This is a genomic window from Rufibacter aurantiacus, from assembly GCF_017916345.1.
GTDB lineage: Bacteria > Bacteroidota > Bacteroidia > Cytophagales > Hymenobacteraceae > Nibribacter > Nibribacter roseolus.
On the sequence record NZ_JAFMSV010000003.1, the window covers coordinates 579,188 to 605,322 of the forward strand.

General features: G+C 53.3%; 28 protein-coding genes. 19 read left to right on the forward strand and 9 right to left on the reverse strand.

The features are described 5' to 3' along the window. Positions 1-3 precede the first annotated feature (3 nt). The 4 genes from egtD (at position 4) to J3P34_RS12955 (ending at position 4,514) form a co-directional block, all read left to right on the forward strand. Complete coding sequence (gene egtD / locus J3P34_RS12940; RefSeq protein WP_210489089.1) at positions 4-1,008, forward strand: L-histidine N(alpha)-methyltransferase; 1,005 nt, start codon at positions 4-6, stop codon at positions 1,006-1,008. A gap of 209 nt (positions 1,009-1,217) precedes the next feature. Next, positions 1,218-2,312 (forward strand): pyridoxal phosphate-dependent aminotransferase, encoded by a 1,095-nt coding sequence (locus J3P34_RS12945; RefSeq protein ID WP_210489090.1) that lies wholly within the window; start codon positions 1,218-1,220, stop codon positions 2,310-2,312. 251 nt (positions 2,313-2,563) lie between these two features. Further along, positions 2,564-3,898, forward strand: a complete 1,335-nt coding sequence (locus tag J3P34_RS12950; protein ID WP_345890364.1) for an MATE family efflux transporter — start codon at positions 2,564-2,566, stop codon at positions 3,896-3,898. A 67-nt stretch (positions 3,899-3,965) separates the two neighbouring features. Continuing rightward, positions 3,966-4,514, forward strand: a complete 549-nt coding sequence (locus J3P34_RS12955; RefSeq protein ID WP_210489091.1) for a DUF922 domain-containing protein — start codon at positions 3,966-3,968, stop codon at positions 4,512-4,514. Between the two features lie 232 nt (positions 4,515-4,746). Here the strand turns inward: J3P34_RS12955 and J3P34_RS12960 are convergent, their stop codons facing one another. Beyond that, positions 4,747-6,285 (reverse strand): FAD-dependent oxidoreductase, encoded by a 1,539-nt coding sequence (locus J3P34_RS12960; RefSeq protein WP_210489092.1) that lies wholly within the window; start codon positions 6,283-6,285, stop codon positions 4,747-4,749. Positions 6,286-6,427: 142 nt separating this feature from the next. On the opposite strand from J3P34_RS12960, the gene J3P34_RS12965 reads away from it, so the two are divergent. After that, on the forward strand, positions 6,428-6,766 hold the full coding sequence (locus tag J3P34_RS12965) for a tRNA-binding protein (protein ID WP_210489093.1): 339 nt from the start codon (positions 6,428-6,430) through the stop codon (positions 6,764-6,766). Here the strand turns inward: J3P34_RS12965 and J3P34_RS12970 are convergent. Further along, positions 6,759-7,223, reverse strand: coding sequence for a DUF4296 domain-containing protein (locus J3P34_RS12970; protein WP_210489094.1), 465 nt, complete (start codon positions 7,221-7,223; stop codon positions 6,759-6,761). The genes J3P34_RS12965 and J3P34_RS12970 overlap by 8 nt on opposite strands. A 77-nt stretch (positions 7,224-7,300) precedes the next feature. Here J3P34_RS12970 and J3P34_RS12975 point away from each other — a divergent pair, with 77 nt between their 5' ends. The 5 genes from J3P34_RS12975 to J3P34_RS12995 all read left to right on the forward strand — a co-directional run bounded on the left by J3P34_RS12975 (position 7,301) and on the right by J3P34_RS12995 (position 11,793). Beyond that, positions 7,301-8,182: a DUF58 domain-containing protein gene (locus J3P34_RS12975; protein WP_210489095.1), complete on the forward strand. Its 882-nt coding sequence runs from the start codon at positions 7,301-7,303 to the stop codon at positions 8,180-8,182. A 141-nt stretch (positions 8,183-8,323) separates the two neighbouring features. After that, positions 8,324-9,250 carry a hypothetical protein gene (locus J3P34_RS12980; protein WP_210465075.1) on the forward strand — a complete coding sequence of 309 codons (927 nt, stop codon included), beginning with the start codon at positions 8,324-8,326 and terminating at the stop codon, positions 9,248-9,250. Continuing rightward, positions 9,231-10,280 carry a VWA domain-containing protein gene (locus J3P34_RS12985; RefSeq protein ID WP_210489096.1) on the forward strand — a complete coding sequence of 350 codons (1,050 nt, stop codon included), beginning with the start codon at positions 9,231-9,233 and terminating at the stop codon, positions 10,278-10,280. Before J3P34_RS12980 ends, J3P34_RS12985 begins: the two co-directional genes overlap by 20 nt. Beyond that, a complete protein-coding gene (locus J3P34_RS12990) occupies positions 10,280-10,963 on the forward strand; it encodes a YggS family pyridoxal phosphate-dependent enzyme (protein WP_210489097.1) in 684 nt (227 codons plus the stop codon). Before J3P34_RS12985 ends, J3P34_RS12990 begins: the two co-directional genes overlap by 1 nt. A 449-nt stretch (positions 10,964-11,412) precedes the next feature. Continuing rightward, complete coding sequence (locus J3P34_RS12995) at positions 11,413-11,793, forward strand: DUF423 domain-containing protein (RefSeq protein ID WP_210489098.1); 381 nt, start codon at positions 11,413-11,415, stop codon at positions 11,791-11,793. An 85-nt stretch (positions 11,794-11,878) separates the two neighbouring features. Here J3P34_RS12995 and J3P34_RS13000 read toward each other — a convergent pair whose 3' ends face one another. Genes J3P34_RS13000 through J3P34_RS13010 form a run of 3 tightly spaced genes read right to left on the reverse strand, consistent with a single transcriptional unit; the run spans position 11,879 to position 14,198 of the window. Beyond that, on the reverse strand, positions 11,879-12,334 hold the full coding sequence (locus J3P34_RS13000) for a DUF1573 domain-containing protein (protein WP_210489099.1): 456 nt from the start codon (positions 12,332-12,334) through the stop codon (positions 11,879-11,881). A gap of 44 nt (positions 12,335-12,378) precedes the next feature. Next, entirely contained in the window at positions 12,379-13,806 is a 1,428-nt protein-coding gene (locus J3P34_RS13005; protein ID WP_210489100.1) for an ATP-dependent DNA helicase, read from the reverse strand. Between the two features lie 2 nt (positions 13,807-13,808). Further along, the gene (locus J3P34_RS13010; protein WP_345890365.1) at positions 13,809-14,198 is read right to left on the reverse strand and encodes a PaaI family thioesterase; all 390 of its coding nucleotides are present in this window, start codon (positions 14,196-14,198) and stop codon (positions 13,809-13,811) included. Positions 14,199-14,302: 104 nt separating this feature from the next. On the opposite strand from J3P34_RS13010, the gene J3P34_RS13015 reads away from it, so the two are divergent. Further along, positions 14,303-14,788 carry an NUDIX domain-containing protein gene (locus J3P34_RS13015; RefSeq protein ID WP_210489103.1) on the forward strand — a complete coding sequence of 162 codons (486 nt, stop codon included), beginning with the start codon at positions 14,303-14,305 and terminating at the stop codon, positions 14,786-14,788. Between the two features lie 641 nt (positions 14,789-15,429). Here J3P34_RS13015 and J3P34_RS13020 read toward each other — a convergent pair. Further along, positions 15,430-16,380 carry an aldo/keto reductase gene (locus J3P34_RS13020; RefSeq protein WP_210489104.1) on the reverse strand — a complete coding sequence of 317 codons (951 nt, stop codon included), beginning with the start codon at positions 16,378-16,380 and terminating at the stop codon, positions 15,430-15,432. Positions 16,381-16,487: 107 nt separating this feature from the next. Continuing rightward, positions 16,488-17,120: an NAD(P)H-dependent oxidoreductase gene (locus tag J3P34_RS13025; protein ID WP_210489105.1), complete on the reverse strand. Its 633-nt coding sequence runs from the start codon at positions 17,118-17,120 to the stop codon at positions 16,488-16,490. Between the two features lie 125 nt (positions 17,121-17,245). Here J3P34_RS13025 and J3P34_RS13030 point away from each other — a divergent pair, with 125 nt between their 5' ends. Further along, complete coding sequence (locus J3P34_RS13030) at positions 17,246-17,626, forward strand: winged helix-turn-helix transcriptional regulator (RefSeq protein WP_210465085.1); 381 nt, start codon at positions 17,246-17,248, stop codon at positions 17,624-17,626. A 40-nt stretch (positions 17,627-17,666) separates the two neighbouring features. Here the strand turns inward: J3P34_RS13030 and J3P34_RS13035 are convergent, their stop codons facing one another. Continuing rightward, positions 17,667-18,929 (reverse strand): dicarboxylate/amino acid:cation symporter, encoded by a 1,263-nt coding sequence (locus J3P34_RS13035; protein ID WP_210489106.1) that lies wholly within the window; start codon positions 18,927-18,929, stop codon positions 17,667-17,669. 312 nt (positions 18,930-19,241) lie between these two features. On the opposite strand from J3P34_RS13035, the gene parS reads away from it, so the two are divergent. From parS to J3P34_RS13070, 7 genes are all read left to right on the forward strand, one after another. Further along, the gene (parS, locus tag J3P34_RS13040) at positions 19,242-19,673 is read left to right on the forward strand and encodes a type II RES/Xre toxin-antitoxin system antitoxin (protein ID WP_210465087.1); all 432 of its coding nucleotides are present in this window, start codon (positions 19,242-19,244) and stop codon (positions 19,671-19,673) included. Further along, on the forward strand, positions 19,670-20,131 hold the full coding sequence (locus J3P34_RS13045; protein ID WP_210489107.1) for an RES family NAD+ phosphorylase: 462 nt from the start codon (positions 19,670-19,672) through the stop codon (positions 20,129-20,131). The genes parS and J3P34_RS13045 overlap by 4 nt, the downstream gene beginning before the upstream one ends. Before the next feature lie 81 nt (positions 20,132-20,212). Next, positions 20,213-20,848: a class I SAM-dependent methyltransferase gene (locus J3P34_RS13050; RefSeq protein ID WP_210489108.1), complete on the forward strand. Its 636-nt coding sequence runs from the start codon at positions 20,213-20,215 to the stop codon at positions 20,846-20,848. A 131-nt stretch (positions 20,849-20,979) separates the two neighbouring features. Continuing rightward, positions 20,980-21,792 (forward strand): PhzF family phenazine biosynthesis protein, encoded by an 813-nt coding sequence (locus J3P34_RS13055; RefSeq protein WP_210489109.1) that lies wholly within the window; start codon positions 20,980-20,982, stop codon positions 21,790-21,792. 149 nt (positions 21,793-21,941) lie between these two features. Next, positions 21,942-22,919, forward strand: a complete 978-nt coding sequence (locus J3P34_RS13060) for a glycosylasparaginase (protein WP_210489110.1) — start codon at positions 21,942-21,944, stop codon at positions 22,917-22,919. Positions 22,920-22,924: 5 nt separating this feature from the next. Next, positions 22,925-23,677: a copper homeostasis protein CutC gene (locus tag J3P34_RS13065; protein ID WP_210489111.1), complete on the forward strand. Its 753-nt coding sequence runs from the start codon at positions 22,925-22,927 to the stop codon at positions 23,675-23,677. A 172-nt stretch (positions 23,678-23,849) separates the two neighbouring features. Further along, on the forward strand, positions 23,850-25,004 hold the full coding sequence (locus tag J3P34_RS13070; RefSeq protein ID WP_210489112.1) for a sigma-54-dependent transcriptional regulator: 1,155 nt from the start codon (positions 23,850-23,852) through the stop codon (positions 25,002-25,004). Between the two features lie 96 nt (positions 25,005-25,100). Here J3P34_RS13070 and J3P34_RS13075 read toward each other — a convergent pair whose 3' ends face one another. Then, entirely contained in the window at positions 25,101-26,093 is a 993-nt protein-coding gene (locus tag J3P34_RS13075; RefSeq protein ID WP_210489113.1) for an acyl-CoA synthetase family protein, read from the reverse strand. Positions 26,094-26,135 lie beyond the last annotated feature (42 nt).

The following is a 26,135-nucleotide window of genomic DNA, read 5'->3' on the forward strand; positions in this document are numbered from 1 at the left end:
CCTATGACCTTCACCTTTACCCATAATCGCCTGATTAACCTGTTGCCCACCCGTGTGTCTGACGATAACGGCCTGGCCCAGGACGTCATGCAAGGCTTGAACCAAAGCCCCAAAAGACTCTCTTCCAGATTCTTTTATGACGCAAAAGGCAGCCAGCTTTTTCAGCAGATCATGCAGTTGCCGGAGTACTACCTCACCAAACTGGAGCACCAGATCCTGTCAAAGCAAAGAAAGGAAATCCTCTTCTCCATGGATACCCACACGCCTTTCCAGCTGGTGGACCTGGGCGCCGGCGACGCCTACAAAACAAAACTGCTTTTGGTTGAACTGGTAGCCTCCCAAGCCGATTTCTCTTACGTGCCCCTAGATATCTCTGATGACCAACTAAACCTGCTTCTGGAGGATCTGCACCACCGCTGGCCCAAGCTGCCCGTGCAAGCCCTGGCCGCCGAGTACTTCCAGGGCCTGGAGTGGCTGAACCAAAACCAGCGCCAGCGCAAAGTGGTTTTGTTCCTGGGCTCCAACATCGGAAATTTTGACCTGGACGAGGCCCGCAAATTCCTGTGCACCCTGCGCCAGAGCCTGAACCCCGAAGACGCGTTTCTGCTGGGCCTGGACCTGCGCAAAGACCCGGAGAAAATGCGCCGCGCCTACGCCGATGCCGCCGGCGTGACCTCGGCCTTCAACTTGAACCTACTCCACCGCATCAACAAAGAACTGCAGGCCAACTTTGACCTGGACCAGTTCCAGCACTTCGCGGAGTATGACCCGCTGGAAGGCACCATGCGTAGCTTCCTCATCAGCAAGATAAACCAGGAGGTCCACATCGGGGCGCTGGGCCAGACTTTCTCCTTTGAGGCCTGGGAGGCTATTCATACAGAGAACTCCTACAAATTCTCTTTACGGCAGGTGGAGGAAATGGCGCAGGCCTGCGGCTTCACCGTACAGGACGTGTTCACAGACCCCAGCCACGGCTTCGCCGATGTTCTCTTGAGACCGGTTTCATAGCTGATTGTCCATTGTTAATTGTTGGTCTATCGTGCGTTTGTTTATCCTGATTTTGGCCTGTTTTGCTGAAAACAAGCCTATAACAGTTTAGACAAAGACTTTCCATCTGTTTTGCACCAAGATTTGGCCATTTAGTTAATCCACCTAACTTTAGCACGAAACCCAACCATCACAAATTAGCAATCAACAACTAACAATCAACAATCAAAATGGATGTTATTCCGCTGCATTTAGGTGTCAGTCATTTTCACTCGCCCGCAGTGGCCGTCATGGCCATGCAGGAAGCCGTAGGCCGCCACAACACGTACTATGGTCCCAATGAAGGGCTGCCCGAGCTGCGGTATGCCCTGGCGCAGCGGTACCTGGAAGACGAAAATCAGCCCGTACCGGCCGAGCAGATCCTGATCACGCACGGCGCCAAACACGCCATTCACCTGTACCTGCAAAGCCTGCTGCACCCCAACGACGAGGTGGTGGCCCTGGCCCCGTACTGGTTTGCTTTCCCAGAGTTGATCCGGCAGAGCGGCGGGAAACTGGTGACCGTACCGGCCAATCCCGAAGAGGGCTACGCGATCAACCTGGAGAACCTGCGCCATAAAATCACCCCAAACACCAAACTGCTCATCCTCACCAACCCCGGTAACCCCACGGGGAAAGTATACTCGCTAACCGAGTTGGAGCAGGTGGCCCATCTGCTGGAGGAGTTTCCCAACCTACACCTGCTCTCAGATGAAATCTACGACGGCCTTGCTTACCAAGGAAAGGTAACCAGCTTCTTACGCTTTGAACATCTGCGAGATAGAGTAGCCGTAGTGAATGGTTTCTCTAAGTCCTTTGCTATGTCTGGTTGGCGGATAGGCTACCTCATCGCGCCTTTTGACATTCTGCACAAAGCCACTGAACTGCAGCATAAACTAGTCTCAGGGGTGTCGCCTTTCCTGCAGGCCGGCGCTGCCGCGGCCACCCAAAATCGGCATCATATCTGGCAGCATTTCAGAACAGATCTGGACACACGGCGGCAACGCGTGATCCAGGAACTGGAGCAAATGCCTAAACTCAAATTCACCGTGCCCGATGCGGGCTACTACTTCACCCTTCAGGTAGACGGTTGTCTGCAGCCCCAGGACCCGACCTCGCCTTTCCAGTTGGTGGAGGAATGGGCTGCCGCCCTCAAAGACCAGGTAGGTCTGGAGGTGCTGTGCGCTACCAAGATGGGCATGCCCGGTGCCGTGAGGATGTCTTTCGCCCTGCCGGAGGAAGTGCTGGAAAGCGCCATGCTCCGCCTGAAAGCCTTTGTTTCCTGATTCTAATCCTAGCCACTTCTCTCCTGAGGTTGGCAAAGCCCTATGCTCAAAAGACCTAATTTTAAAAGGAACCTATTTAAAGTGCTTTTCTGAAAAATCAGGCCTAAAGCGGTTTATCCATTTGGGTGTTCACTCCTTTAATTCTGCGGATCACCGGATTTAATAATCAACACTTCTTTGCGTATTGGACATTTGTCCTAAGGGATAGGGAAAATAGCCGTAGCTTTGCGGCCTGTTTTAAAAATTTGCCCGTGATTTTCTCCGCCCAATACCGCGAACATTATAAGAGTACCTTCTGGCTGGCCTACCCGGTGGTCTTGAGCCAATTGGGGCACATCCTGGTAACGGTGACCGACAGCGTAATGGCCGGCCGGATTGGGACAGCGCAGTTAGCAGCTGCCTCTTTGGGGAACAGTATCTTCACCATCACGCTGGTGTTTGGCCTTGGTATTTCCTTCAGCATCACACCCCTGGTAGCCCGCGCCGATGGCCGGAAAAACCATACCCGCATCGCCCTGATTCTGCTGAATGGACTGGTGCTGAATACCGGAATGGGCGTGTTGCTCTTTTTGGCTTTCTGGGGCCTATCCCCTTTTATCGCCTATCTGAACCAACCTGCTGAGGTGGTGCGCCTGGCCATCCCGTACGTGAACATCCTGTTTCTCTCCATGGTGCCGCTGATGGTGTTCCAGGCGTTCAAACAGTTTGCCGAGGGGCTTTCCCTTACCAGGCAGTCTATGTACATTTCCATCTTCGCCAACGTGGTGAACGTGGTTCTGAACTATGTGCTCATCTACGGGAAGCTGGGCTTGCCAGCCCTGGGCCTGAACGGAGCGGCCTGGGCCACGTTCATCTCGCGGGTTCTCATGGCCATCATGATGGCGGCCTTTATTTACTTCTCCCCACGTTTTGGGCGGTACCGGCATTATCTGCGCCGGCAGCATATTTCCTGGACTCACATGTCCCGCATGTTCAAGATCGGGTTGCCTATTTCCCTGCAGATGATCTTTGAGATGGGCGCTTTCAGTTTCTCGGCGGTGATGATTGGCTGGGTGGGCGCCCGTGACCTGGCGGCGCACCAGATTGCCCTGAACGTAGCCTCCGTGACGTACATGATGGCCAGCGGCATCTCGGCGGCGGCTACCATCAGGGTGGGCAAACTGCGCGGATCCGGCGACCTACACGGTGCGCACGTGGCCGGCAACAGCAGCCTGATTTTGGGGGCCCTCTTCATGGCCGGAAGCGCCACGTTGATCATCCTGGGAAAGGACCTGATTCCGCATCTATATGTGAAGGATATGGCGGTGCACGCGCTGGCCTCTAAACTGCTTATCATTGCGGCGGTTTTCCAGTTGTCTGATGGCGTGCAGGTGGTGGGGCTTGGGGCTTTGCGCGGGCTGGAAGATGTGAAAGTACCCAGTATGATCTCCCTGTTTTCCTACTGGCTTATTGCCTTGCCAATTGGGTTTGCGCTGGGCTTCTGGTTGGACTTGGCCGCGGTGGGCATCTGGCTGGGGCTGTTTACCGGCCTTACCATTGCGGCGCTGTTGCTATTTTTCCGGTTCAGGAAACTGAGTCCGCAATAATTTTTTTATAACTTAGTTGTGATAGGAGGAAACTCCTTTTGATTGGGAGTGTGTTACCGCAGCAGCTATGTCGTTTTACTTTCTACCGCTCTGGATAAGCACGCTGTTTTTGGCCGCTTTTCCTGATACTAACCCTGAACCGATTGCCCCTACTACAGACATCCCCTGGACGGTGCAGAAGCGCCTCACCTGGGATGACTTTGCGGGCAGTCCCGCGCCTACAAACCAACACCATGCCCTTACCTCCACCAACATGGAGATGAAGGTAAAATGCGAGAACAACCAGCTCAAGTTTAAAGTGGAGGCTGTTTTCAACCCCAAAGAATCCTGGACTCGGAACAAAACCTCGGCGATGCTGCTGGCCCATGAGCAACTGCATTTTGACTTAACCGAGCTTCACGCCCGCCAATTACGCAAGCGCCTGAAAGAACTGCCCAACGCCTGCAACCGCGGCGCAGCGGATCTGAACAGATATGCCAGCGAGGCCTTTGAGAAATGGCACCAGGAGCAGGATCTCTACGACCGCGAAAGCCGCCATGGCCTAAACAAAGACCAGCAACTGGAATGGATCGCCTCAGTGGAGTTGAGACTAAAACAACTGGAGGCTTATAAGTAGTTGTTCGTTTTTAGTGATTAGTTTTTAGGCTAATTTTAGTAAAAAGGCCTGAAAATGGTTTTGCTATAAAAGAAGAAGAGCCTGGCAGATGATACTGCCAGGCTCTTCTTCTTTTATAGGCTTATTTGCAAGTCTGTTAACTAATGTAGGATATTCGGTTTATGATAATCGGAACTCATCACCAAAAACTAAAAACTAAAAACTAACAACTAATCACTAGAAACTAATTTGACTATAGTTTGTCCAAGTCTCTAGGCGCAGGGCCGGCCACCACTTTCCCGTAGGGGTCGAAGCGGGAGCCGTGACAAGGGCAATCCCAGGAGTTCTCTACATTGTTCCAGTGCACAATACAGCCCAGGTGCGTACACACCGCTGAGCACTCGTGGCGGTTGCCCTGAGCATCGGCGTAGATGGCTACTTTGCCTACGCCTTTCTGCACCACTATTCCAGTACCAGGCGCAATGGTGTCTTCCTCCTTGTTACCGGGCTTCACCCAATCCAGGTACTGGCCTGCCACGTTGAGGTTTTCCTTCAGGAACTCCTTGGCAGAATCGGTGGAGAAGGTGACGCGGCCGGGGTCATAGAGTTTCTCCCAGGGGTTCAAGCGTTCCATGATCAGGTCGGTGATGAGGATACCGGCAATGGTGCCGTGGGTCATGCCGTGGCCGGAGTCGCCGGTGGCGATGTACACATGCTTGCTATCGCCGGGGTTGCGCCCGATGAAGCCCATGAAGTCCACCGGTTCCATCACCTGGCCAGACCAACGGAATACCACGTCCTGCACCATGGGGTACTTCTTGCGGGTCCACTCTTCCAGGCAGTCAAAGCGTTCGGCTTCGTCGCCTTTGCTTTGGCCGGTTTTGTGGTCTTCGCCACCCACAATCAGGATCTCTGACTCCAGGTTCTCTTCGCCGGCCACGGTTCCCAGCCGCACATAGTGGTAAGGATCAGAATCGTCCCAGTACAGGGCTTTGGGAACACTGCCGGTGGGCACGCGGGCCCCGATCACGTAGGTGCGGTAGGGCGCCTGCTTGGTGTGCATGGTCACCTGGTCGTTCACCGGGGTGTTGGTGCAAACCACGAGATGGTTGGCGGTGACGGAGAACCCGGCATCGGTGATGGCGCGGTGCACCCGCCCGGTATCAAATTCCTTAACGTGGCTGTTGGTGTAGATCTCCCCGCCGTGGTCCAGAATGTAGCGGGCCAGCACCGACAGGTATTTCACCGGGTGGAACTGCGCCTGGCGCGGGAACATAAGGCAAGGGCCTTCGCTTACGCTGGGCAAGGGGCACTGCTTCAGTTTCACCACATCCATGATGCCCAGTTCATGGCAAGCGGCCAGTTCCTGGTCTAGTTGGTCCTCGGTATCGGTAGCGCCCAGGAAGAGGTAGCCGGGCAGGTATTCAAAATCACACTGGATCTTCTCGTCTTTTATGATCTCCTCAATCTTGTGGATGGCATCGCGGTGGCTTTCATAGGCCAGCAGGGCCTGCGCCTTTCCAAAGACTTTAATAAGGGTGGAATAGCGGTCATCCAAGGCCCAGGAAAGGTGAGCGGTGGTACGGCTGGTTTCGCCGCCGCAGATCTCTCCGGCATCTACCACCACTACTTTCTTTCCTTCTTTGGCAAGCAAATACGCCGTGGTAAGGCCAGATATACCCGCGCCTACCACACAGACATCGGTGGTGACGTTGGAGTTCAGGGTTTGGGTAACCGGCATCTCCACGCCAGGCTGCCAAACCGATAAAGTTGTACCCGTGTTGTTTTTCATAGTTTGGTGAGGTCTAGATAGAGGCAGCCGCCACAGAAGCACCGCCTCTTTGGATACGGGTCCTTACGGTAGAGGTTTCTACGGAGCCTAGCCCGTATTTGCCCCTTACAGCCTCACCACTTAACTTAGGCGCAAAAAGAACATGGAGAACAACATCACCTGGGAGCAATTCATGGCCGTGGACCTGCGGGTGGGCACCATTGTCCAAGCCGAGGCTTTCCCCCAGGCCCGCAAACCAGCCTATAAACTATGGGTGGATCTAGGCGAGTTGGGAATAAAGAAGTCCAGCGCACAAATTACCAAGCGCTATACGTTAGAAGAGGTGGTGGGAAAACAGGTCATCTGCGTCACCAACTTTCCAAAGAAGCAGATAGGTCCCTGGCTCTCTGAAGTGCTGGTCACCGGTTTTGAGGATGAGGAAGGCCATATTGTGCTGGCCCAACCCCAGGCCAACGTGCCCAACGGCAAAAGGCTTATTTGATCATCTTCCGGGCCCGCTGCTGGCGTGCCTTCAAGGAATCTACGAGCGGCAGACGTTTGAACTTTTGAAGGGTTTTGGCCTTGGCAGTATCTTGCGATGGTGTTGGAGGAGCAACTGGTTGCGGGGCTTCCTGCGCGCCGGCTTTGGTCAGTTTGGCCTCACGCAGACTAAGGCTGTCTAACACTGCCTCGTAGATCTTGTCCATTTTGGCAGGATCAGAAAGGTAGAAGTCATAACTGTGCTTAAAGGCACTGTCTGTTACACCCTGGCGTTTTAAGATCAGCTCGTGCGCCTCGCGGTACGCCACCCTGGAGGAGTCATAGTGATGAATAGTGCGGCCAATGGCGGCCTCGGTGAGGTGAACGTCTATCATGATGCGGGTCATCTTCTCCTCAGGAATCAAATCGGCTGGTTTTTCTGGCTCGGGGGTACAGGACAGCAGCGCAAGCGGAAGCAAAAGGAGACACAAACGTTTTTTCACGCGGTTGTTCGTAAGTTTGGGTAATTTTAAGGCGGCGCAAATCTTCAGAGGCTATGAAAGACTTGGTCAGGAAGCTACGAAAGTACGAGATACAGATTAGAAAGGCAATTGACGCCCAGATGCAGGGCGACTTCAAATCGGTCTTCAAGAGTTCCGGGCTTGAGTTTGATGATGTGCGCGCCTACCAGTACGGCGATGACGTGCGCTCCATTGACTGGAACGTATCGGCCAAAGGCCACGGCACCTTCGTGAAAACCTACCGCGAAGAAAAAGAGCAGAACGTGTTCCTGCTGCTGGACGTGAGCGGCTCCCATGCCCTGGGCGCGCCCGGGCTGCAGAAGATGGACATAGGGAAGGAAATCAGCGGAATTCTGGCTTTGTCTGCTTTGAAACAGGGCAGCCAACTGGGCATGATCTGTTTCAGTGATGGCAAAGAGCGCTACGTGAAGCCGGGCAAAGGCAACGAGCACGCCTATAGTCTCATCAAAACCCTGGCCTTGCTGCAGCCGCAATCGCTTAAAACCAACATTGGGGCAGGCATCAAACTCTGTCTTAACGTGGTGAAGCGAAAAAGCATCATCATCCTGATCTCGGATTTCATTGACCTGAACTACGAGCGCGAGCTCATTATGCTGGCCAAGAAACATGACCTCATTGTGCTGCAGCTCATGGACAAGCGGGAGATTGATTTCCCTAAGCTGGGGATTATTCCGCTGCAGGACAAGGAGACCGGCAAAACCATCTGGGTGAATACCTCTTCCAAGGATTTCAGGGAACGGTACCTGCTCCCCTACGCCCGGAACCAGGAACGGCTGGTAAAACTATGCCGCCAGTACCAGGCAGATTTCCTGCCCATCTTTGTGGACCAGGACTACGTGCCCCAACTGGTGAACCTGTTCAGAGCCCGTAACAGAACCATGAAACGGAGTGCCTGAGCACCTGAGGCTATGTTTAATGCCAGTTTTTGGAATAATGACCCAAAAACAGGCTTCGCTGTCAGGCTGAAAACAAACAACAAATATAAAACGGGCAAAAGGCTGGCCTTGTGTCAGGCGGTGAACCTATAAAAACAGACATTGTCGCAATTACTTAAAAAGACAGGTTGGCTTTTGCTCTGCCTGTTTCCATTCTTTACCTGGGCTCAGCTACCAAAAATAAAGGTAGAAGGCTTTTTCCTGCGCGACTCCGTGGAAATTGGCCAGTCGGTGAAATATGTGCTGCGCTCCAGGCACGCCCCGCAGGCCGAGGTTGTTTTCCCGGATACCTCTTTCTCCTTTGCGCCTTTTGAACTGGTCCGCAAGGAATTCCACCCCACCTATACCGCCAAGGGCATCAGCACAGACAGTACTATTTACGTTTTGCGCACCTTCAGCCTGAAGCCGGTGCAATCGCTGCAGGTTACGGCCCAGTTATTCCATAGCGGCGACACCCTGCAAATTGTCACTTCGCCAGACTCAGTATTCGTCAAACAGTACGTCACTTCCGTCCCTGATCCTTTGCCCCTGAAATCTGCCACGCAATTGCAACCCGTACCCGAGCAGTTCAACTACGTGTACTGGATCATGGGTCTTGTGGCGGGCTCTATTCTGATTGGCGGCGTATGGGTTCTGTTTGGCAAAAGCATCAACAACCGATACAAACTGTACGTGCTCCAGAAAGACCAGCACCAGTTCTTGTCCCGTTTCCAGACTTCCAAAGAGCGTTTCCAGAGAGGTAAAACTCTGGATCAACTGGAAAGAGCTATCACTTTGTGGAAGAATTACTTAACCAAGTTGGAAGACACGGAGATTAACTCCTTTACCACGAAGGAAATTGCTTCTTATTACGAAGAAGACGAACGGGTGAGCAACGCCCTCAAGGTCTGCGACCGCGCCATCTACGGCAACATCATCTCGGATGATGAAACCGAGGTGGCCGACTCTTTAAGCCAGCTAGCCGATTTTGCCGGCCACCGGTATGTTTTAATCAGAGACTCCCTGCGCAATGTGGCAAGCTCCCGCTGATTTTTCCTGGCTCAACCTGAACTGGTTCTCCTGGCGCACCTGGCAGTCTTTTGACTGGGCCAACCCGGGCTATTTGTACGCGCTCCTGCTGGTGCCGCTACTGTTTCTCCTGCGCTGGCTTTTCACGGTGCGGTTCCGCCGGAAAATGGACGTGGCTTTGTTTGAGGGCAACGTAAAATGGCACTGGACCGGTCTCCTGCGCTACTTCCCCGATGTGGTGTTCGGTTTGTTTCTGATGCTGGTCTTGGTGGCCCTGGCCCGGCCCCAGAAAACCGATGAAACCGTGGAACTCTCCTCTGAGGGAATTGACATTGTGCTGGTCATGGACGTCTCAGGCTCCATGGAACTGACCGATTTTCTACCCAACCGCCTGGAAGCAGCCAAGGAAGTTGCGCTGCAGTTTGTGAACGGCCGAGTGCAGGATAGAATCGGCCTGGTTGTCTTCGCGGGCCGCGCCTTCTCCCTCGCCCCCCTCACCACCGACTACGAACTGGTACGGGAAAGCATCCGGAGCATCAAACTGGGCATGGTCTCTGAGGACGGTACCGCCATTGGTAGCGCCCTGGCCGTGGCCATCAACCGTCTGCGGGAGTCCAAAGCCAAATCCAAAGTCTGCATCCTCATCAGCGACGGGGAAAACACCGCCGGAAGCCTGGACCCGGAACTAGCCGCGCAGTTGGCGCACGCCTTCCAGCTGAAGCTGTACACGGTGGGCATTGGCCGGGAAGGAACCGTGCAGATGGAGGCTGATTCTACCGGCAAAATGGTGACCATCCAGACCGGTCTGGAGGAGAAGACGCTTCGGCAACTTGCTTCTTTGGCTGAAGGCCAGTTCTTCCGGGCGCAGGACGCCGGGGCCCTCACCGAGATCTTCCAGCGCATCAACCGCCTGGAGAAAACCGAGATCAAAGAAACCCGTTACCGCGACACCCGGGACTATTACCAGATTTACCTGCGCTGGGCCATTGTGCTGCTGTTGCTGTGGCTTCTGCTCAAAAACACCTTTTTCACCAATGCGTTAGAAGATTGATGAGGACAATTGAAGAAAACATACAAGATTTCCAGCAGCGGTTGGGCGGGACCAACTGCCGTCTTATTGCCGTGTCTAAAACCCACCCGGTGGAGTTGATCAGGGAGGCATATGACGGCGGGCAGCGAGCCTTCGGGGAGAACAAAGCCCAGGAGATGACGGCCAAACAGCCCCTTCTTCCGCCTGATGTGGAGTGGCACATGATCGGGCACCTGCAGACAAATAAAGTGAAGTACATCGCCTCGTTTGTGCACCTCATCCAGTCGGTAGACAGTTTGCGTTTACTGCAGGAAATTGAAAAACAAGGCCAAAAACATAACCGGGTCATTGATTGCCTTTTGCAGTTCTATATCGCGGAGGAGGAAACCAAATTCGGGTTGGACCTGAAGGAAGCCCGGCAGATCCTGAGGTCTACGGAATACAGCCAATTAAAGAACGTGCGTATCTGCGGCGTCATGGGCGTAGCCACCAACACCAATGATGAGCAGCACCTGCAAAGGGAATTTGCGCGTTTACGGGGCTACTTTGAGGCTTTAAGAGACGAGTTCTTCCCTAATGCGCCGCATTTTAAAGAGATTTCAATGGGCATGAGCTCAGATTACCAACTGGCCATTGCCGAGGGCAGCACCATGATCAGAGTGGGCAGCGCCATCTTCGGCAACCGGAATTATCAGTTACAATAATCAGTACCTGATATTACAATGGCTTTCACCGTTTATTTTAAGTACTCCATCTGTGCCACTATAGGCCTGATTCTGGGACTGACAGTTATATTCCACATACAACTCTCCCTTTTGCTGGAGGAAGTATATCAGATATCCATCCACAACCATTATCCGGTATTAACCTATATCCTTCTATTTGTATTGACTACCCCAGTGGCAGTTTTTATTAATAGGTATTTTAATTATTTACAGGCAATCACATATGACCACCTTTTAAGGATAGGTATTGTAGCTACTCTATCCTATTTGCTTCCAGGCTATTTATTTTTCACTTTATTAAACAACAATAAGTCTGTTTCACTAAGTGAAAGTATGTTTTTAGCAGGGTTTGGTATATTTGTTTGCTTCGCCCTAGCTGCTTTACAAGCGGTGCTTCTGGAAAAGTATTTCAACCGAAAAACATTAGCATGACCATTAAAACGATATTGATCCTGGGCGCCCTGCTGAGCGGACTGGGCGTAATGATTGGCGCCTTCGGGGCACATGGACTGGCCAAATTGCTCACTGAGACCGGCCGCACCGAAACTTTTGAGACTGCCGTGAAATACCAGATGTACCATGCCCTAGGCCTATTGCTGGTGGGCGTGCTCATGAGCCAGTATCCGGCGGCAACCGGCATGGGAGTGTCAGGTATTTGCTTCCTCATAGGTATTCTTATTTTCTCCGGCTCTTTGTACATCCTTTGCCTCACGGGTATTAGATGGATGGGCGTCATCACTCCTATAGGAGGTTTGTTTCTCATTGCTGGCTGGCTGAACCTGGTGTGGGCTTTGGTGAAGAACCTTTAACCATGTAACTCTTAATTGAAAACGCCTCTCCTGCTTGAGCAAGAGAGGCGTTTTTTATGCCTTTTCAGAAAATTAGGCTAAAAACTTAGTTTGCAGTAGCTGCCGCAATGGTAGTCACAATCATGACCTGGGCGTTGCCTTGCACGGCATTTGACTCCACAGTAATAACCTTGTTCTGCTGACCGCGTTTACCGGCGCTGTTGAACTTGGCTGTAATGGATGCGGTCTCGCCGGGCATTACTGGAGTTTTGGGGTAATCGGTGGCGGTGCAGCCGCAGGTAGTGCGCACATTGGAAATGACCAAAGGCAAGGTGCCGTTGTTCGTGAACTTGAAGGTGTGCTCTACTACATCCCCTGCTTTGATCTCCCCGAAATCGAACTTCTGCTCCTCAAAAAGGATGGAAGGACCTACGGGTGCCGGGGCCGGCGTAGCGATAGGTGTTACCGGAGCCGTAGCGGCCTGGGTGGTTGAGTGAGTCTGGGCCAGGGCCGCGCCGCTCCCAAAAAGCAGGAACAAAGCGCCTATAAAGAGTTTTTTCATATCTTTTGCTGTTAAGTAATAGCAGGTTATTACTGCTAAAGTAATCAATCTTCTACACGTTCTGGCGCATTCTCCAGCAGTTTCTCATTGAAATTCACCAGGAACAGCTGCTCAGAGGCCCGGGTGGCGGCAGTGTACAGCCAACGCGCGAACTCCTGGGTCACCAGATCCTCTTTCAGGAACCCGTGGTCCACGAACACCGCCTGCCACTGCCCGCCCTGGGCTTTATGGCAGGTAAGCGCGTAGGCAAACTTCACCTGAAGGGCGTTCAGGTACTTGTCCTGGCGCATTTCCTGGGCGCGGGCGCGTTTACTGGTGATGTGCTGGTAATCTTCCAATACCTGCTGGTAGAGTTCTTTGTTTTTGTCGGCGGGCAAGGCCGGCGCCTCGGAGTACAGGGTGTCCAGCATGATCTTGGTGTCCAGTTCCTCCTCGTTGGGATAATCCACAAACCGGATTCTTACATCCGCGAAGCGCATGCCGTACATTTCCTCGTAGCGGATGATCTTGGTAATCTCCACGAAATCACCGTTGGCCATGAACCCGATGCTGGAGTCTTTGGGCAGCCAGGTGTAATTGTTGCGCACGATCATGAGGTAATCGCCCACGCCAATCTCGTCCTCGGCAAAGAAAATCTGCCGCCTGATGTGCTGGTTGTACAGGTTTGCAGTTTTATTGGACCTACAGATCACCGTGGTGTTTTCAATCCCGAATTTATCGTAAGCGTAACGTAGGCCGTCTTCCAGTTTATCGCCGCGCATGGAGAAAATGTCCCGAAAACCTTTGGTCTTGAAAGCAAGTTCGGGTTGCTCCTTAACCAACTCATTCCGCAACCGCGTGGCGTTCATCAAAATCCCGGATTCCTCGGCTTGGCGCATGACCTGACGCATCTCCATCTCGTGCACGTGGCACTTGAAATTGCTCTGCAGGTACGCCGCATCCAGCGACGGGCTCAACGTCTGGTTCACAGGCGGCAACTGGGCCGTATCGCCGATGAGCAGCAGTTTGTTGCTGGGTTTCTCAAACACGTAGCCCATCAGGTCCTGTAACAGCCCGTTGTCTCCGAACGCTTTGTCGTCTGAGATCATGGAGGCCTCATCCACGATGTAGATGACCTGCTCGCTCTTGTTGGGCTGGCGCGAAAAAGCCAGTCCCTCTGAGTACGGGTTGGCCGTCTGTTTGTAGATCTTCTTGTGGATGGTAGACGCCGGCTTCGCCGAATAGGTGGACATAACCTTGGCGGCGCGGCCCGTTGGCGCCAGCAGCACATACTTGTACCCGAAACTGTTGAGGATCTTGACCAAAGAACTCACCACCGTGGTTTTACCGGTACCCGCGAAACCCTTCAGCAGGAACACTTCTTTGAGGCCGGTGCGACGCATGATGAAATGGTCCAGCTTCTGGAAAAGGTTGGCCTGATCCTGAGTGGGTTCAAACGGGAAATTTTTGCGGAGCGCTTCTGCGGGAGTCATGTCTAATTCTGGAGGGTTGCGGCCTTGGGCTGTAAGATAGCCATGGTTGCCGAGGCTTTCGCGACCAGGTTTTTCTGGCCACTGCCATCTATACTAAAGATTTCTGCCTCACAAAAGTTCAACCTTCTGCCCTGTTTTAAGACCCAACCCTTGGCAAAAAGCGCCTCTCCCACGCCGGGGTTCAGGTAAGAAATGTTCAAGTTAGAGGTAACCACGTGCTGGTCTGCGGGCACCAAGGTCACGGCTGCAAAACCCATCACCACATCCGCCAGCGTGGCAATGACGCCGCCGTGAGCGAAACCTTTGTGCTGTTTGTGCTTTTCCTCCAAGGTCAGGGTGCCTTCAATTAGACCTATTTCTATGGTTTCTATTTCAAAACCCAGCAAATGCATGTAAAATTGCCGCTGAAGTTTTTCTTTTACCGTATTTGAGAAATCAGGATTGAACGTCTTTAACATCAAGCAAAAGTACTGCCTGGTGGCCTGCCCTACAACCTATGGAGAACATTCATCCGCTTGCGGAAACTTACTCGTCTAAAGCCAGAATCAGAGTATGCGGACTTCTGGTCCAGGAAGACACCTTACTTTTAGCACGTCACAAAGCCGCCTTCGGAGAAGGCAATTACTGGATGCCCCCCGGCGGCGGGCTTGATTTTGGGGAAAAGGTGAAAGATTGCCTCCGAAGGGAGTTTCTGGAAGAAACCGGGCTAGAGGTGGAGGTAGGCCGCTTTCTCTACCTGAATGAGTTTTTGCGGCCTCCGCTCCACGCTATAGAGCTTTTCTTTGAGGTAAGATTAGTCAGCGGCACTTTGGCGTTGGGCACTGACCCGGAGCATGAGGCACATGCCCAGTTGCTGGAAGAAGTGAAGTTCCTGAGCATCCGGGACATGTTCCAACTGCAGCGCGATGAACTGCACCCTATTCTGCACGCCCTGGTGAACCTGGACGATTTGTTTATCCCGAGGCAGACATTTTTGGATTGAGGCTGTAGGCTGTTTGGGGGCCGTTTTTGGAAAAATGTGCCTAGAACAGGTTTTGCCTACATTTAAAGTGAGGTGGTATGCTTTCCTGGAACCCAAATCATCTTTTTCACGGACAATTCCCTTTTTGACCATGCCGAAGGCGGAAGAATATACCTGGGGGTTTTAGCGTTTCCTTTCGGTTTAATACCTGTAGAGACCAGGCCCGCCTTGTCTCCCACATTTCCTCCGCAAAAAATGGTGGTTCCCTGTAGGGGCCCTACAAGAGATGCTCCTGCCTTACATCTGGCATTGGCATAGACATTCGCAGGACCTCCGGACGCTGCTTGGTCTTGAGGCAATCCCTACCCACCTCTAACTGGCGCGAGCCTCCGTCTCGTGCTTCTTTTGCTGATTACCGAATGGATGAATGATTAACTACTATCTACAATGCGTGGGGACACGAGCCGGAGGCTCGCGCCAGCGAGGAGATACCGGAACCCCCTCCTCTGAGGGGCGGAGGTGCTCTTGTTACAAGCATGTTTCCAGGTTTGTTAGCCCTTTCCATGAAAGAGCCGCTTCCTGTTTTAAGGCCGTTTTTAAGAAAACGGCCTTAAAACAGGAAGCGGCTCTTTAAGAATAATCATTTAGCATTAATGGCCAGATCAATAAGCGCTGGCCTTATCCAGTAAAGCGATATCTTCTTGACTTAAAGTGATCTGTGCGGCTCTGGTTAAATCATGCAATTGCTCCAGGCTGGTAGCGCTGGCGATGGGCGCGGTGATGCTGGGGCGGGCCATGAGCCAGGCGAGGGACACTTGTGCCGGGTTGGCGTTGTGTCTGGCAGCTACTTCATCCAGGGCGGAAAGGATGCTGAAGCCCCGATCGTTGAGGAACCGCTTCACGCCGCCTCCGCGGGGGCTTTTGTTCAGGTCATCCTCGGAACGGTACTTGCCGGTGAGGAACCCGCTGGCCAGGGCATAGTAGCAGATCACCCCAATTTCCTCCTGCAGTACTAAGGGCTCCAACTCGGCTTCAAACTCCTGGCGGCTGTAGAGGTTGTACTCTGGTTGAAGACTCTGGTAGATGGGCAGGTTGTGCTGCTTGCTCGTTTCCAGGGCGGCCTTCAAACGGTCGGCTTTGATGTTGGAGGCCCCGATGGCCCGAATCTTACCGGTTTTGATAAGTCGGTCATAGGCTTCCAGGGTTTCCTCAAACGGGGTGCTGGCATCGTCTACGTGCGACTGGTACAAATCTATGTAATCGGTTTGGAGGCGGCGCAGGGACTCTTCTACCCGCTCAAAGATGTACTCTTTTTTGAGGCCTTTTTTGTCCGGGGCAATCTCCCAGCCTACTTTGGTGGCGATGACCACTTTGTCGCGGTTGCCGCGGGACTTGAGCCAGTTCCCGATGATGGTCTCAGACTCGCCGCCGGTGTTGCCGGGAACCCAGACCGAGTAGCCATCGGCAGTGTCCAGGAGGTTGAAACCGGAATCGGTGAAGGCATCCAGCAGTTGGAAAGACGTTTTCTCGTCAATGGTCCAGCCGAAGACGTTACCGCCGAAGGCCAGCGGGGCCACTTCCAGCCCTGATTTTCCTAAGGTGCGTTTTTTCATCGTTTTAATAATAGAAAGGTAAATACGCGGTAAAAAGAAACCCGCTGTGTCCGGTAAACTGGCCAGGCAGCGGGTTCTATAGGTTATTCTCTTTACGAGAAGATTGGTTACGCTACTTTCACAAAAAATTCATCTGCGGGGCGGCGCACTTTCTTCGCCGAGGCCAGAAAATCTTTCTCGGCATCGCGGTAGCCTAAGGCAAGTAAGGCTACGCTACGCAGGCCTTTCTCGCGCAGGCCCAGCAGTTCATCCAGGGCAGCCGGGTTGAATCCTTCCATCGGGGTGGAGTCTACTTTCTCGTGGGAGGCGGCTACCAGTCCGGTTCCCAGGGCGATGTACGCCTGTTTGGCCGCCCACTGGAAGTTCTCCTCAGCGGTTCTGCTTGTAATTACTCCGGTAAGGCTTTGGGCAAAACCAGCCAGTGACTCAAGGCTTACGCCTCTTTCGGCGGCAATTCTTTCCATGTATTCGGTCACCTGCTCTTCCGTTAGGTTATCCCAGGCGGCAAACACCAGTAAGTGCGAGCCTTCAATTACCTGCGGCTGTTTGGCCGCCTCGGCGTGGATCTGTTTTAAAACCTCTGGGTCTTCAATCACCACCACGTTGTAAGGCTGGAAGCCCATGGAAGAAGCAGAAAGCCGGATGGCTTCCAGAATGTTATCTAATTTCTCCTGGGGAATTTTCTCGCCCGTCATCCGTTTGGTGGCATAGCGCCAGTTGAGGTCCTGAAGTAAGTTCATTTTTATGGAGTTTGTTAAAATAATTGTCTCTACGATAGTTGTATAAACAAATTTACGTACATTTGGTTTCAAATAGATACTGGTTTACGTTTGTATACTAGTATACCCGTAGAAATCATACTCATATGGAAGCAGTTATCGAAAAACCCGTCATCAAGCAAGATCGCAATCTGTGCATCACCCACATCCTGCCCATCAGAGATGCGTTGGATATTTTAAGCGGGAAATGGAAGATTCCGATTATTGTGGCCCTCTGCGTGCACAAAAGACGCTTCAAAGAACTGCACCGCGATGTGCAGGGTATCACCGCCAAGATGCTCTCCAAAGAACTGAAAGAGCTGGAGATGAACAAACTGGTGAAACGCACCGTGCATGACACCTCGCCAGTAACCGTGGAATACTCCATCACCGAATACGGCCACAGCCTTACCCCCGTCATCAACGAACTGCGCGACTGGGGCATGAAGCACCGCGACAAGATCATCTACCACCCCGAGGAGGTTTAGCGTTTCGGGGCTGTTTTTAAGGAAACAGCCCCGAAACATTTTACCCGATCAGCTTTTTGGCCTGTATCACGTCTATCTCCTTTTCCCATCTAGCCACGAAGATGGTAGCCACGGCATTGCCGATGAGGTTGGTAAGCGCGCGCGCCTCGCTCATGAACCGGTCAATGCCCAGGATGAGCGCCAGCCCGGCCACCGGCACATGCCCTACCGCCGGTAAAGTAGCCGCCAGCGTGATAAATCCGCTGCCCGTGACCCCGGCCGCTCCTTTGGATGTGAGCAGCAGCACCAACAGCAAGGTAAGTTGCTCGCTGAAGCCCATGGGCGTATCGGTGGCCTGCGCCACGAACACAGCGGCCATGGTTAGGTAGATGGAAGTCCCGTCCAGATTGAAGGAATAGCCGGTGGGCACCACCAGCCCCACCACCGGTTTGGCGCAGCCCAGGCGCTCCAGCTTCTCTATAAGGCTCGGCAAAGCCGCCTCTGAAGAGGAGGTGCCCAGCACAATCAGAAGCTCTTCTCTTATAAAACGGAGCAGTTTGAAGATATTGAAGCCTATCGCCTTCATCACCGCGCCCAGGACAATGACAATAAAGAGCACGCAGGTGAGGTAGAAAGAGCCCATCAGCTGCCCCAAAGCGCCCAGGGAAGCCAATCCATATTTGCCAATGGTGTACGCCATAGCCCCCAACGCACCCAAAGGCGCCACTTTCATAATGATGTGGATGACGACGAACAGCGCCGAGGCCAGCGACTGAATCCCGTTGTACACCGGCCGGCCCCGCTCCCCCACCTCGGACAAGCCAAACCCAAACAGCACCGAGAAAAACAGGATCTGCAGCAAATCGCCTTTGGCTAAGGCGTCTATGATGTTGTTGGGGATTAGGTGCAGCAGAAAACCTACGGCGCCGGTGGTCTCCGCCTTCTCGCCGGCACTGGTCATGGCAGAAAGCGCCTCGGTATCCAGGGTGGCGGCGTCTACGTGCATGCCGGTGCCCGGCTGCAGCACATTCACCACCAACAGCCCCAACAGCAACGCCACCGTGGTGAGCACCTCAAAGTACAGGAGCGCCTTCACGCCTACCCTTCCCACCTGTTTCATGTCCTGCATGCCGGCAATGCCCGTGACAATGGTGCAGAACACCACCGGCCCGATCATCATTTTCACCAGCTTGATAAAAGCATCGCCCAGCGGTTTCAGCTGCACCGCCAGATCCGGCATAAAATGCCCCAGGGCAATTCCAATAATTATAGCGCTGATAACCTGTAAATAGAGGCTTTTGTAGAGGGGTTTCTTTCGGATCATGTAAGGGTGGGTAAAAGCAAGGGATAAGGATAGCCACTTTAAACGGAAGCTGCAACTAAAGGACGTTTCTAACCAAGGATTGTCGCTCCAAAACCTCTAGTTTCCTGTTTTTTGGCCATTTTTTGAAAATCAGGCCTAAAACGCACCTGGCTTCTTAGCTTCTGTTCAGCTCTATGAAGCACCTGATTTTTAAGTCCTGCTCCTGCTAGCTATTCTGCTCCTTTATAAACAGAAGATGAACGTGTAAACTATTCTCCGACAAGTGTCGTTTATTAAATGACAATTGTTACCTTTGATTAAACGCGTATGACCATGGCCGCAGCAACCCTCAACCTTGAAACCAACCTTTCCAACACCTCGGTAGATGACCGCGACATCCTGATGCTGGTGCAGACGGTGCGCCAGGGCATCAAGTACCCGCTGTTCGTGAAGATTGCGAGCCAGAGTCCGTTCAACCTGAGTGAGTGGTCGGTGTTTCTGCACTTGTCTGAGCGCACCATCCAGCGGTACAAAAAGGAAAAGAAAACCTTCGATCCCATCCACTCCGAGAAAATCCTGGAGGTGACCTTGCTCTACAAACGCGGCATAGAGGTGTTCGGGAACCCCGAGAATTTCAATGCCTGGCTAGAAGCGAAGAACGTGGCTCTGGGTGGCATCACCCCCAAAAGCCTGCTGGATACCACCTTCGGGATTAGTTTGCTCAAAGACGAGCTCACGCGCATTGAACACGGCGTGCTGGCATGATTGTTTTCAGGCTGAGCAAAGGTCTTTACAGAAACGATCTCTCGGGCCGCGGGGCCGAGTTGGCGGGCGGGCGCTGGAACAGCAAAGGCACCGCCCTGCTCTATACCTGCGAGTCGCGCGCGCTCTGCACTACCGAGATTGCCGTACACACGCCCTTGGGCATTGTCCCCGCAGATTACTGGCTCATTACACTGGCAGTCCCGGATGATTTGGCGGTGGGCGAGGTACCCGTCTCCCAGCTCCCGCCCGACTGGAAATCCTTCCCGCATCCCAATGCCACCCAGCTCATCGGGGATGCCTTTGTGCGGGAAGCCCAATTCGTAGGACTCAAAGTCCCGTCAGCGGTGGTGCACGGCGACCATAACTACCTGTTCAACCCCCGCCACCCTGAGTTTCCGCAGATCAAGCTGCTAGATTCTGAGCCGTTCCCCTTTGACGAAAGATTGTTCGTAAAATAAGGATGCTAGATAGCGTGGTGCGTTTTACGCCCATTTTTTTCAAACTAGCCTTAAACTGGAATCATATAACAGGTTGGAACCATGGACAGCTACCGCGTGAACTTAGAGACCTGGAACAAACTGGCCGCTGCTTACCAGGACAAATTCATGGACCTGGACCTGTACAATGACACCTATGATCTTTTCTGCGGATTGATCACAAAGGCAAACGCCCGCATTCTGGAAATAGGGTGCGGCCCGGGAAATATCACCCGGTACATTTTATCAAAATGTCCTGATTTCCAGTTAGAAGCCATTGACACCGCGCCCAACATGATCCAATTGGCCCGGGAGAACAACCCATCGGCTACTTTCAAGGTCATGGATGCCCGGGAGATAGATACCTTGCCGTTCGCCTATGCCGGCATCATCTGCGGCTTTTGCCTCCCCTATTTATCCAGGGGAGACTGCGCCAAACTCATCAAAGACGCGGCACAACTACTGGAGGGAAACGGCATCCTGTACCTCAGCGCCATCGAGGGAGATTATGAGAAATCCGGCTACGAAACCTCCTCCAGCGGCCAGGACCGGATGTTTGTCTATTACCACCAGGCAGATTACCTCACCGAGGAGCTTCAGGCCAATGGCTTTGAACTGGTCCATCTGCTCCGGAAAGCCTACCAGAACTCTGCCGGCTCCCCTACCACCCACCTGATTTTCATCGTCCGGAAAAAGTAACCCAAGCAGATTATCCAGGAGGGATTGCCGGCCTGTCAGCCGTTACCTTAACCGCCTGAGATTAAATTTTTCCGAAGGTTCTTTCTTATACCTGCAAGTCTTTATTAGATTCAAACCTTAGAAGCAGGACCATGAAAATAAAGACCTACATCATAGACGCTTTCACAAGCCAGACCTTCAAAGGTAATCCGGCCGGCGTTTGCCTCCTGGCCGAGCCGCTGGAGGAAAGAAACATGCAGGCTATCGCCGCGGAGATGAACCTCTCTGAGACTGCTTTCCTGGTGCAGCGCCGTGATGCGCCTGAGTTCTTTGATATCCGGTACTTCACACCCACCGTGGAAATAGCCTTCTGCGGACATGCCACCCTGGCTTCGGCGAAGCTGGTGCTGGAGAAACTGGGCTTTGAACAGGTGACATTTACCACCCAGCACCAACTGGTACTTCAGGCTTTGAAGGAGCCCGATTCCATTCTCATGCAGTTTCCGCTGTACGGCTATGCACCACAGGCTGACATGCTGGGGGTTTTTGAGGCGTTAAGCCTTCCGTCCACCCTCCCGATTTATTTCTCCGAGGCTATCCAGATGCTCATCCTGGAGGTGCCCGACAAGGAAACCCTGCTCCAGCTTCGGCCTGATTTTGGGCAACTGCTCAGGGTGGTAGACATCGCCAACGGGTTGGCGGTGACCACCAGGTCAGAAGACCCCGAGTTTGATTTTTATTCCCGGTGTTTCTGGCCCTGGGTGGGCATCAACGAGGATCCGGTGACGGGCTCGGCGCACAGCGCTCTGGCGAAGTACTGGTCAGACCGATTGCACAAGACTCAACTGCGGGCATTTCAGCTCTCGGCCAGAGGCGGCTATCTGCACCTGAACATCAAAGACGGCAAAACGCTTGAGGTGCGCAGCCAGGCGCAGATTGTCCTGGAAGGTGAGCTGACCCTATAACTAAGATGTGTTTTTTCCTCCTGGGTCTCTTCCTCTCCGCCATCCGTTTTCCGCAGTCGTTTAGGGGCCGTTTTTCCAAAAACAGCCCCTAAACACCGGTAAACTTTTCCCTTGAAATTCTTCCAAGCACCTAATACTCCAACTACTCCATGAGCAGCAGACGCCGTTTCTTAAAGTTATCCGCTATGGGCACCGCCCTGGTCAGCGGGTTCTACCCTATCCACAAGGCTTTTTCCGGCACTATCAAACAAGGCAAAACAAACAAGCCGCTGGTGATCTCCACCTGGGACCACGGCATGCCCGCGAACGACGCGGCCTGGAAAATTCTCTCTCAAGGCGGCAATGCCCTGGATGCCGTGGAGGCTGGCGTGCGCGTACCCGAAGGCGACCCCAAGGTGCGCACCGTGGGCTACGGCGGTTACCCAGACCGCGAAGGCAACGTGACCCTGGATGCCTGCATCATGGACAAAGACAGTAACTGCGGCTCGGTGGCTTATTTGCAGCACATCAAACACCCTATATCGGTGGCCCGCAAGGTTATGGAAAACACGCCGCACGTGATGCTGGTAGGCGATGGCGCCCTTCAGTTTGCCTTGTCCCAGGGTTTTCAGAAAGAAAACCTGCTCACGGCAGAGTCTGAGAAAGACTGGAAAAACTGGCTCAAGGAATCCAAGTACAAGCCGGTCATCAACATAGAGAACCATGACACCATCGGGTTGCTGGCTTTAGACTCGCATGGAGACATGGCCGGAGCCTGTACCACCAGCGGCGCTGCCTTCAAAATGCGGGGCCGCGTGGGCGACTCCCCTATCATCGGGGCAGGCTTGTTCGTGGACAATGAGATAGGCGCCGCCACCGCTACCGGTCTGGGCGAGGCCGTGATCAGGATGGTGGGCAGCCATTTGGTGGTGGAACTCATGCGCCAGGGCCACGCCCCCGAGAAAGCCTGCCGCCTGGCGGTAGAACGCATTATCCAGAAGCAGAAAAACGTGAAGGACCTGCAGGTGGGCTTTATCGCCATCAACAAGCAGGGCGAGTACGGAGGGTACTGTATCCAGCGCGGGTTTAACTACGCCGTGCGCGACACCACCACAAACAAACTCCTGGATGCCAAATTCAAACTGTAACCTGCATGGGTAGATTCATATTGATGGAGGTGTGCGTAGACTCGGTGCAATCTGCTATGACTGCGCAGGCCGCCGGGGCGCAGCGGGTGGAACTGTGCGACAACTTAGTGGAGGGCGGCACCACGCCCAGCGCGGGTATGATCCAGCTCTGCCGACAGCACCTGTCCATTGGGTTGCACGTGCTTATCCGGCCGCGCCGGGGCGATTTCCTGTATTCAGACCTGGAGTTTGAAGTCATGAAGCAGGACATCCGGGTGGCAAAGCAACTGGGAGCCGATGGCGTAGTCATAGGTATACTCCTCCCCGATGGTACTATTGATGTGGCCCGCACCCGGGAGCTGATAGAACTGAGCCGCCCCATGAGCGTCACCTTCCACCGCGCCTTCGACCTCACGCCTGATCCTTTTAGGGCTTTGGACTATCTGCTGGATTTACAAGTAGACCGCCTGCTTACCTCGGGGCAGCAGGTCACAGCACCTAAGGGGGCTGAACTTATCGCTGAGCTCCGGCAAAGAGCCGGCGATGACCTGATTTTGCTGCCCGGAGGCGGAATCAATGAACAGAACCTCACCGCGCTCCTGGAAAAAACCGGCGTCTCTGAATTCCATGCCTCGGCCAGGGAATTCCTGGAAAGTGGGATGACTTTCAGAAGAGATGACGTTCCCATGGGCGGCAGTCCCCTGACCACCGAATATGGCAGCATGACCGCTTCGCAGATTAGAATTGCCAGATTGTTGGATTTAGCCAATCATACCTGAGGCTGCTTCTTGCCAACTGCCCAAAGTTTTATACTTTTAGCTTTATTTTCAGCTTCTGTTTTAGCGCCATTTTATGAAAACCGGTCTTAAAATATCCCAGAAGTCTATTCCCGCGTAAGCCTCGGAAATAAACCCCAGGCTTTTGCCGTTGGCACAGTAAATAAGATAACCCATGCCCAAAATTCTGATCATAGATGATGAACGTAGCATCCGCTACACCTTAAAGGAGATTCTGGAGTACGAAAACTACACCGTAGACGAAGCCGAAGACGGCGAGCGCGGATTGGAGATGCTGCAGAAATCCAAATATGACGTGGTGCTCTGCGACATCAAGATGCCCAAGCTGGACGGCATGGAGGTCCTGGAGCGGGCCCAAATCCTGGTACCAGACACCCCCTTTATCATGATCTCGGCCCATGGCACCATTGATACCGCCGTGGAGGCCACAAAGAAAGGCGCCTATGATTTCCTGGTGAAACCCCCGGATCTGAACCGCCTGTTGGTTTCGGTGCGCAATGCCCTGGACAAGGCCACTTTGGTGACCGAGACCAAAACCCTTAAGAAGAAAATCTCCAAAACCTATGAAATGGTAGGCACCTCGCCTGCTCTGGGCAAGGTAAAATCGGCGGTAGCCAAAGTTGCACCTACCGATGCCCGCGTGCTCATCACCGGGCCCAACGGCGCCGGGAAGGAGCTGGTGGCCCGCTCCCTGCACGAACAGAGCAACCGCGCCAACGGACCGCTAGTGGAGGTGAACTGCGCCGCCATTCCCAGTGAGTTGATTGAAAGTGAGTTGTTCGGGCACGAGAAAGGCTCGTTCACCTCGGCGGTGAAGCAGCGAATCGGGAAGTTTGAGCAGGCCAACGGCGGCACTTTGTTTTTGGATGAGATCGGGGACATGAGCCTTTCGGCGCAAGCCAAGGTACTGCGGGCTTTGCAAGAACACAAGATCACCCGCGTGGGCGGCGACAAAGATATTACCGTGGATGTGCGCGTGGTGGCGGCCACCAATAAAAACCTATTGGAGGAGATTGAAGCCAAGAATTTTAGGGAGGACTTGTACCACCGTCTGAGCGTGATCCTGATCCACGTGCCGCCCCTAAATGAGCGCCGCGAAGACATCCCTGATCTAGTAGAGAAATTCCTGCAGGACGTGGCCCGCGACTACGGCAACAAGCCCAAGAAAATCACCCCTGAGGCCCTCACCTACCTGCAAGGTTTGGATTGGCGCGGTAACGTGCGCGAGCTCCGCAACGTGGTAGAACGCCTGGTGATCATGAGCGAAGACACCATCACCGAGGATGACGCCCGCGCTTACGCGAAGTAAAAAGCCGTCTTTCCTTTAAAACAGAAACACCTCTCAATTCATTTTTGAGAGGTGTTTCTGTTTTAAAGCTATTTCGAGAAAACCAGCCATAAAGCGCTAGCTTACAAGCAAATTACAACCTCTTACGTCTGAGTTATCGAAGCGGCCAAGGATCTCAAATGACCCGTCCGGGTACAGTTTTCCCAGGTCTTTGGTCTCAATGAAGGCGCAGGAATCTACGTTGGCCAGATCTATCACATTCACGCCACCGGAGCCAGCCCTTGAGGAAACGGAGAGCGGATCATTCACGTCCCGCACCAGAATCCGGAGGGTACGTGATGGCTGGAAAATACCAGCGCCCGTAGAATAAGCCTGCGACAGGAGCTCCGTCATGCCGTATTCTGAATGAATAGCCTCCACCCCGAAAGCCTGGGTCAGTACCGCGTGCAGCTCGTCGCGCACCATCTCGCGGCGGCGGCCTTTCATGCCTCCGGTCTCAAATATGGTAATACCGCTCAGTTCTTGGGCGTTAGGTTCCTCGGCCAAATCCAACAGCGCATACGTCACCCCGAATAGGTACACTTTCTTGCCTTCAGCCTTAGCTTTTTTTATGGCTTCCCGCAGTTCCTGGTGGTTCCGGAGGTAGAAGCCTGGTTCTACCTGTCGGGTAGCTTTGATGAAGTGATCTACCATCATCACCAGCGAGGAGTCTCCCTGCTCCAGGTATGAAGGTAATAAAGCCAAAACCACACTGCCCGTTAAAGGTCCGTAGGTTTCCTCAAAGAGATACTGGGCATGCTGTTTGTAAAACCCGGTGTCAAAAACTAGGTGCTGGCTTCGCTGCTGGAGCGTGGTGCCGCTGCTCTTGAAAATGGCCTCGGGCTTGAAAAGGTGGGATTGTACGGTATGGGTTTTGAAGAACTCAATGGGCAAAAAGGGTATCTGGCTCAGGTCCTTTACCTGGTTTGGGTCTTTCCTGAGAAAATGGATATACTGCCGGTAAACGGGGTTATGCTCGGCCTGGTACTGAAACAAAGCCAGGGCCGCAGCCTCAAAATTCAGGGGACCTTTCTGGATGATCTCTTTTTTGTATTCTTCGGGAAAACCCATGGGTGAGGAAGCTAAATTATACAACAAAGTAAGCAAGTGCGC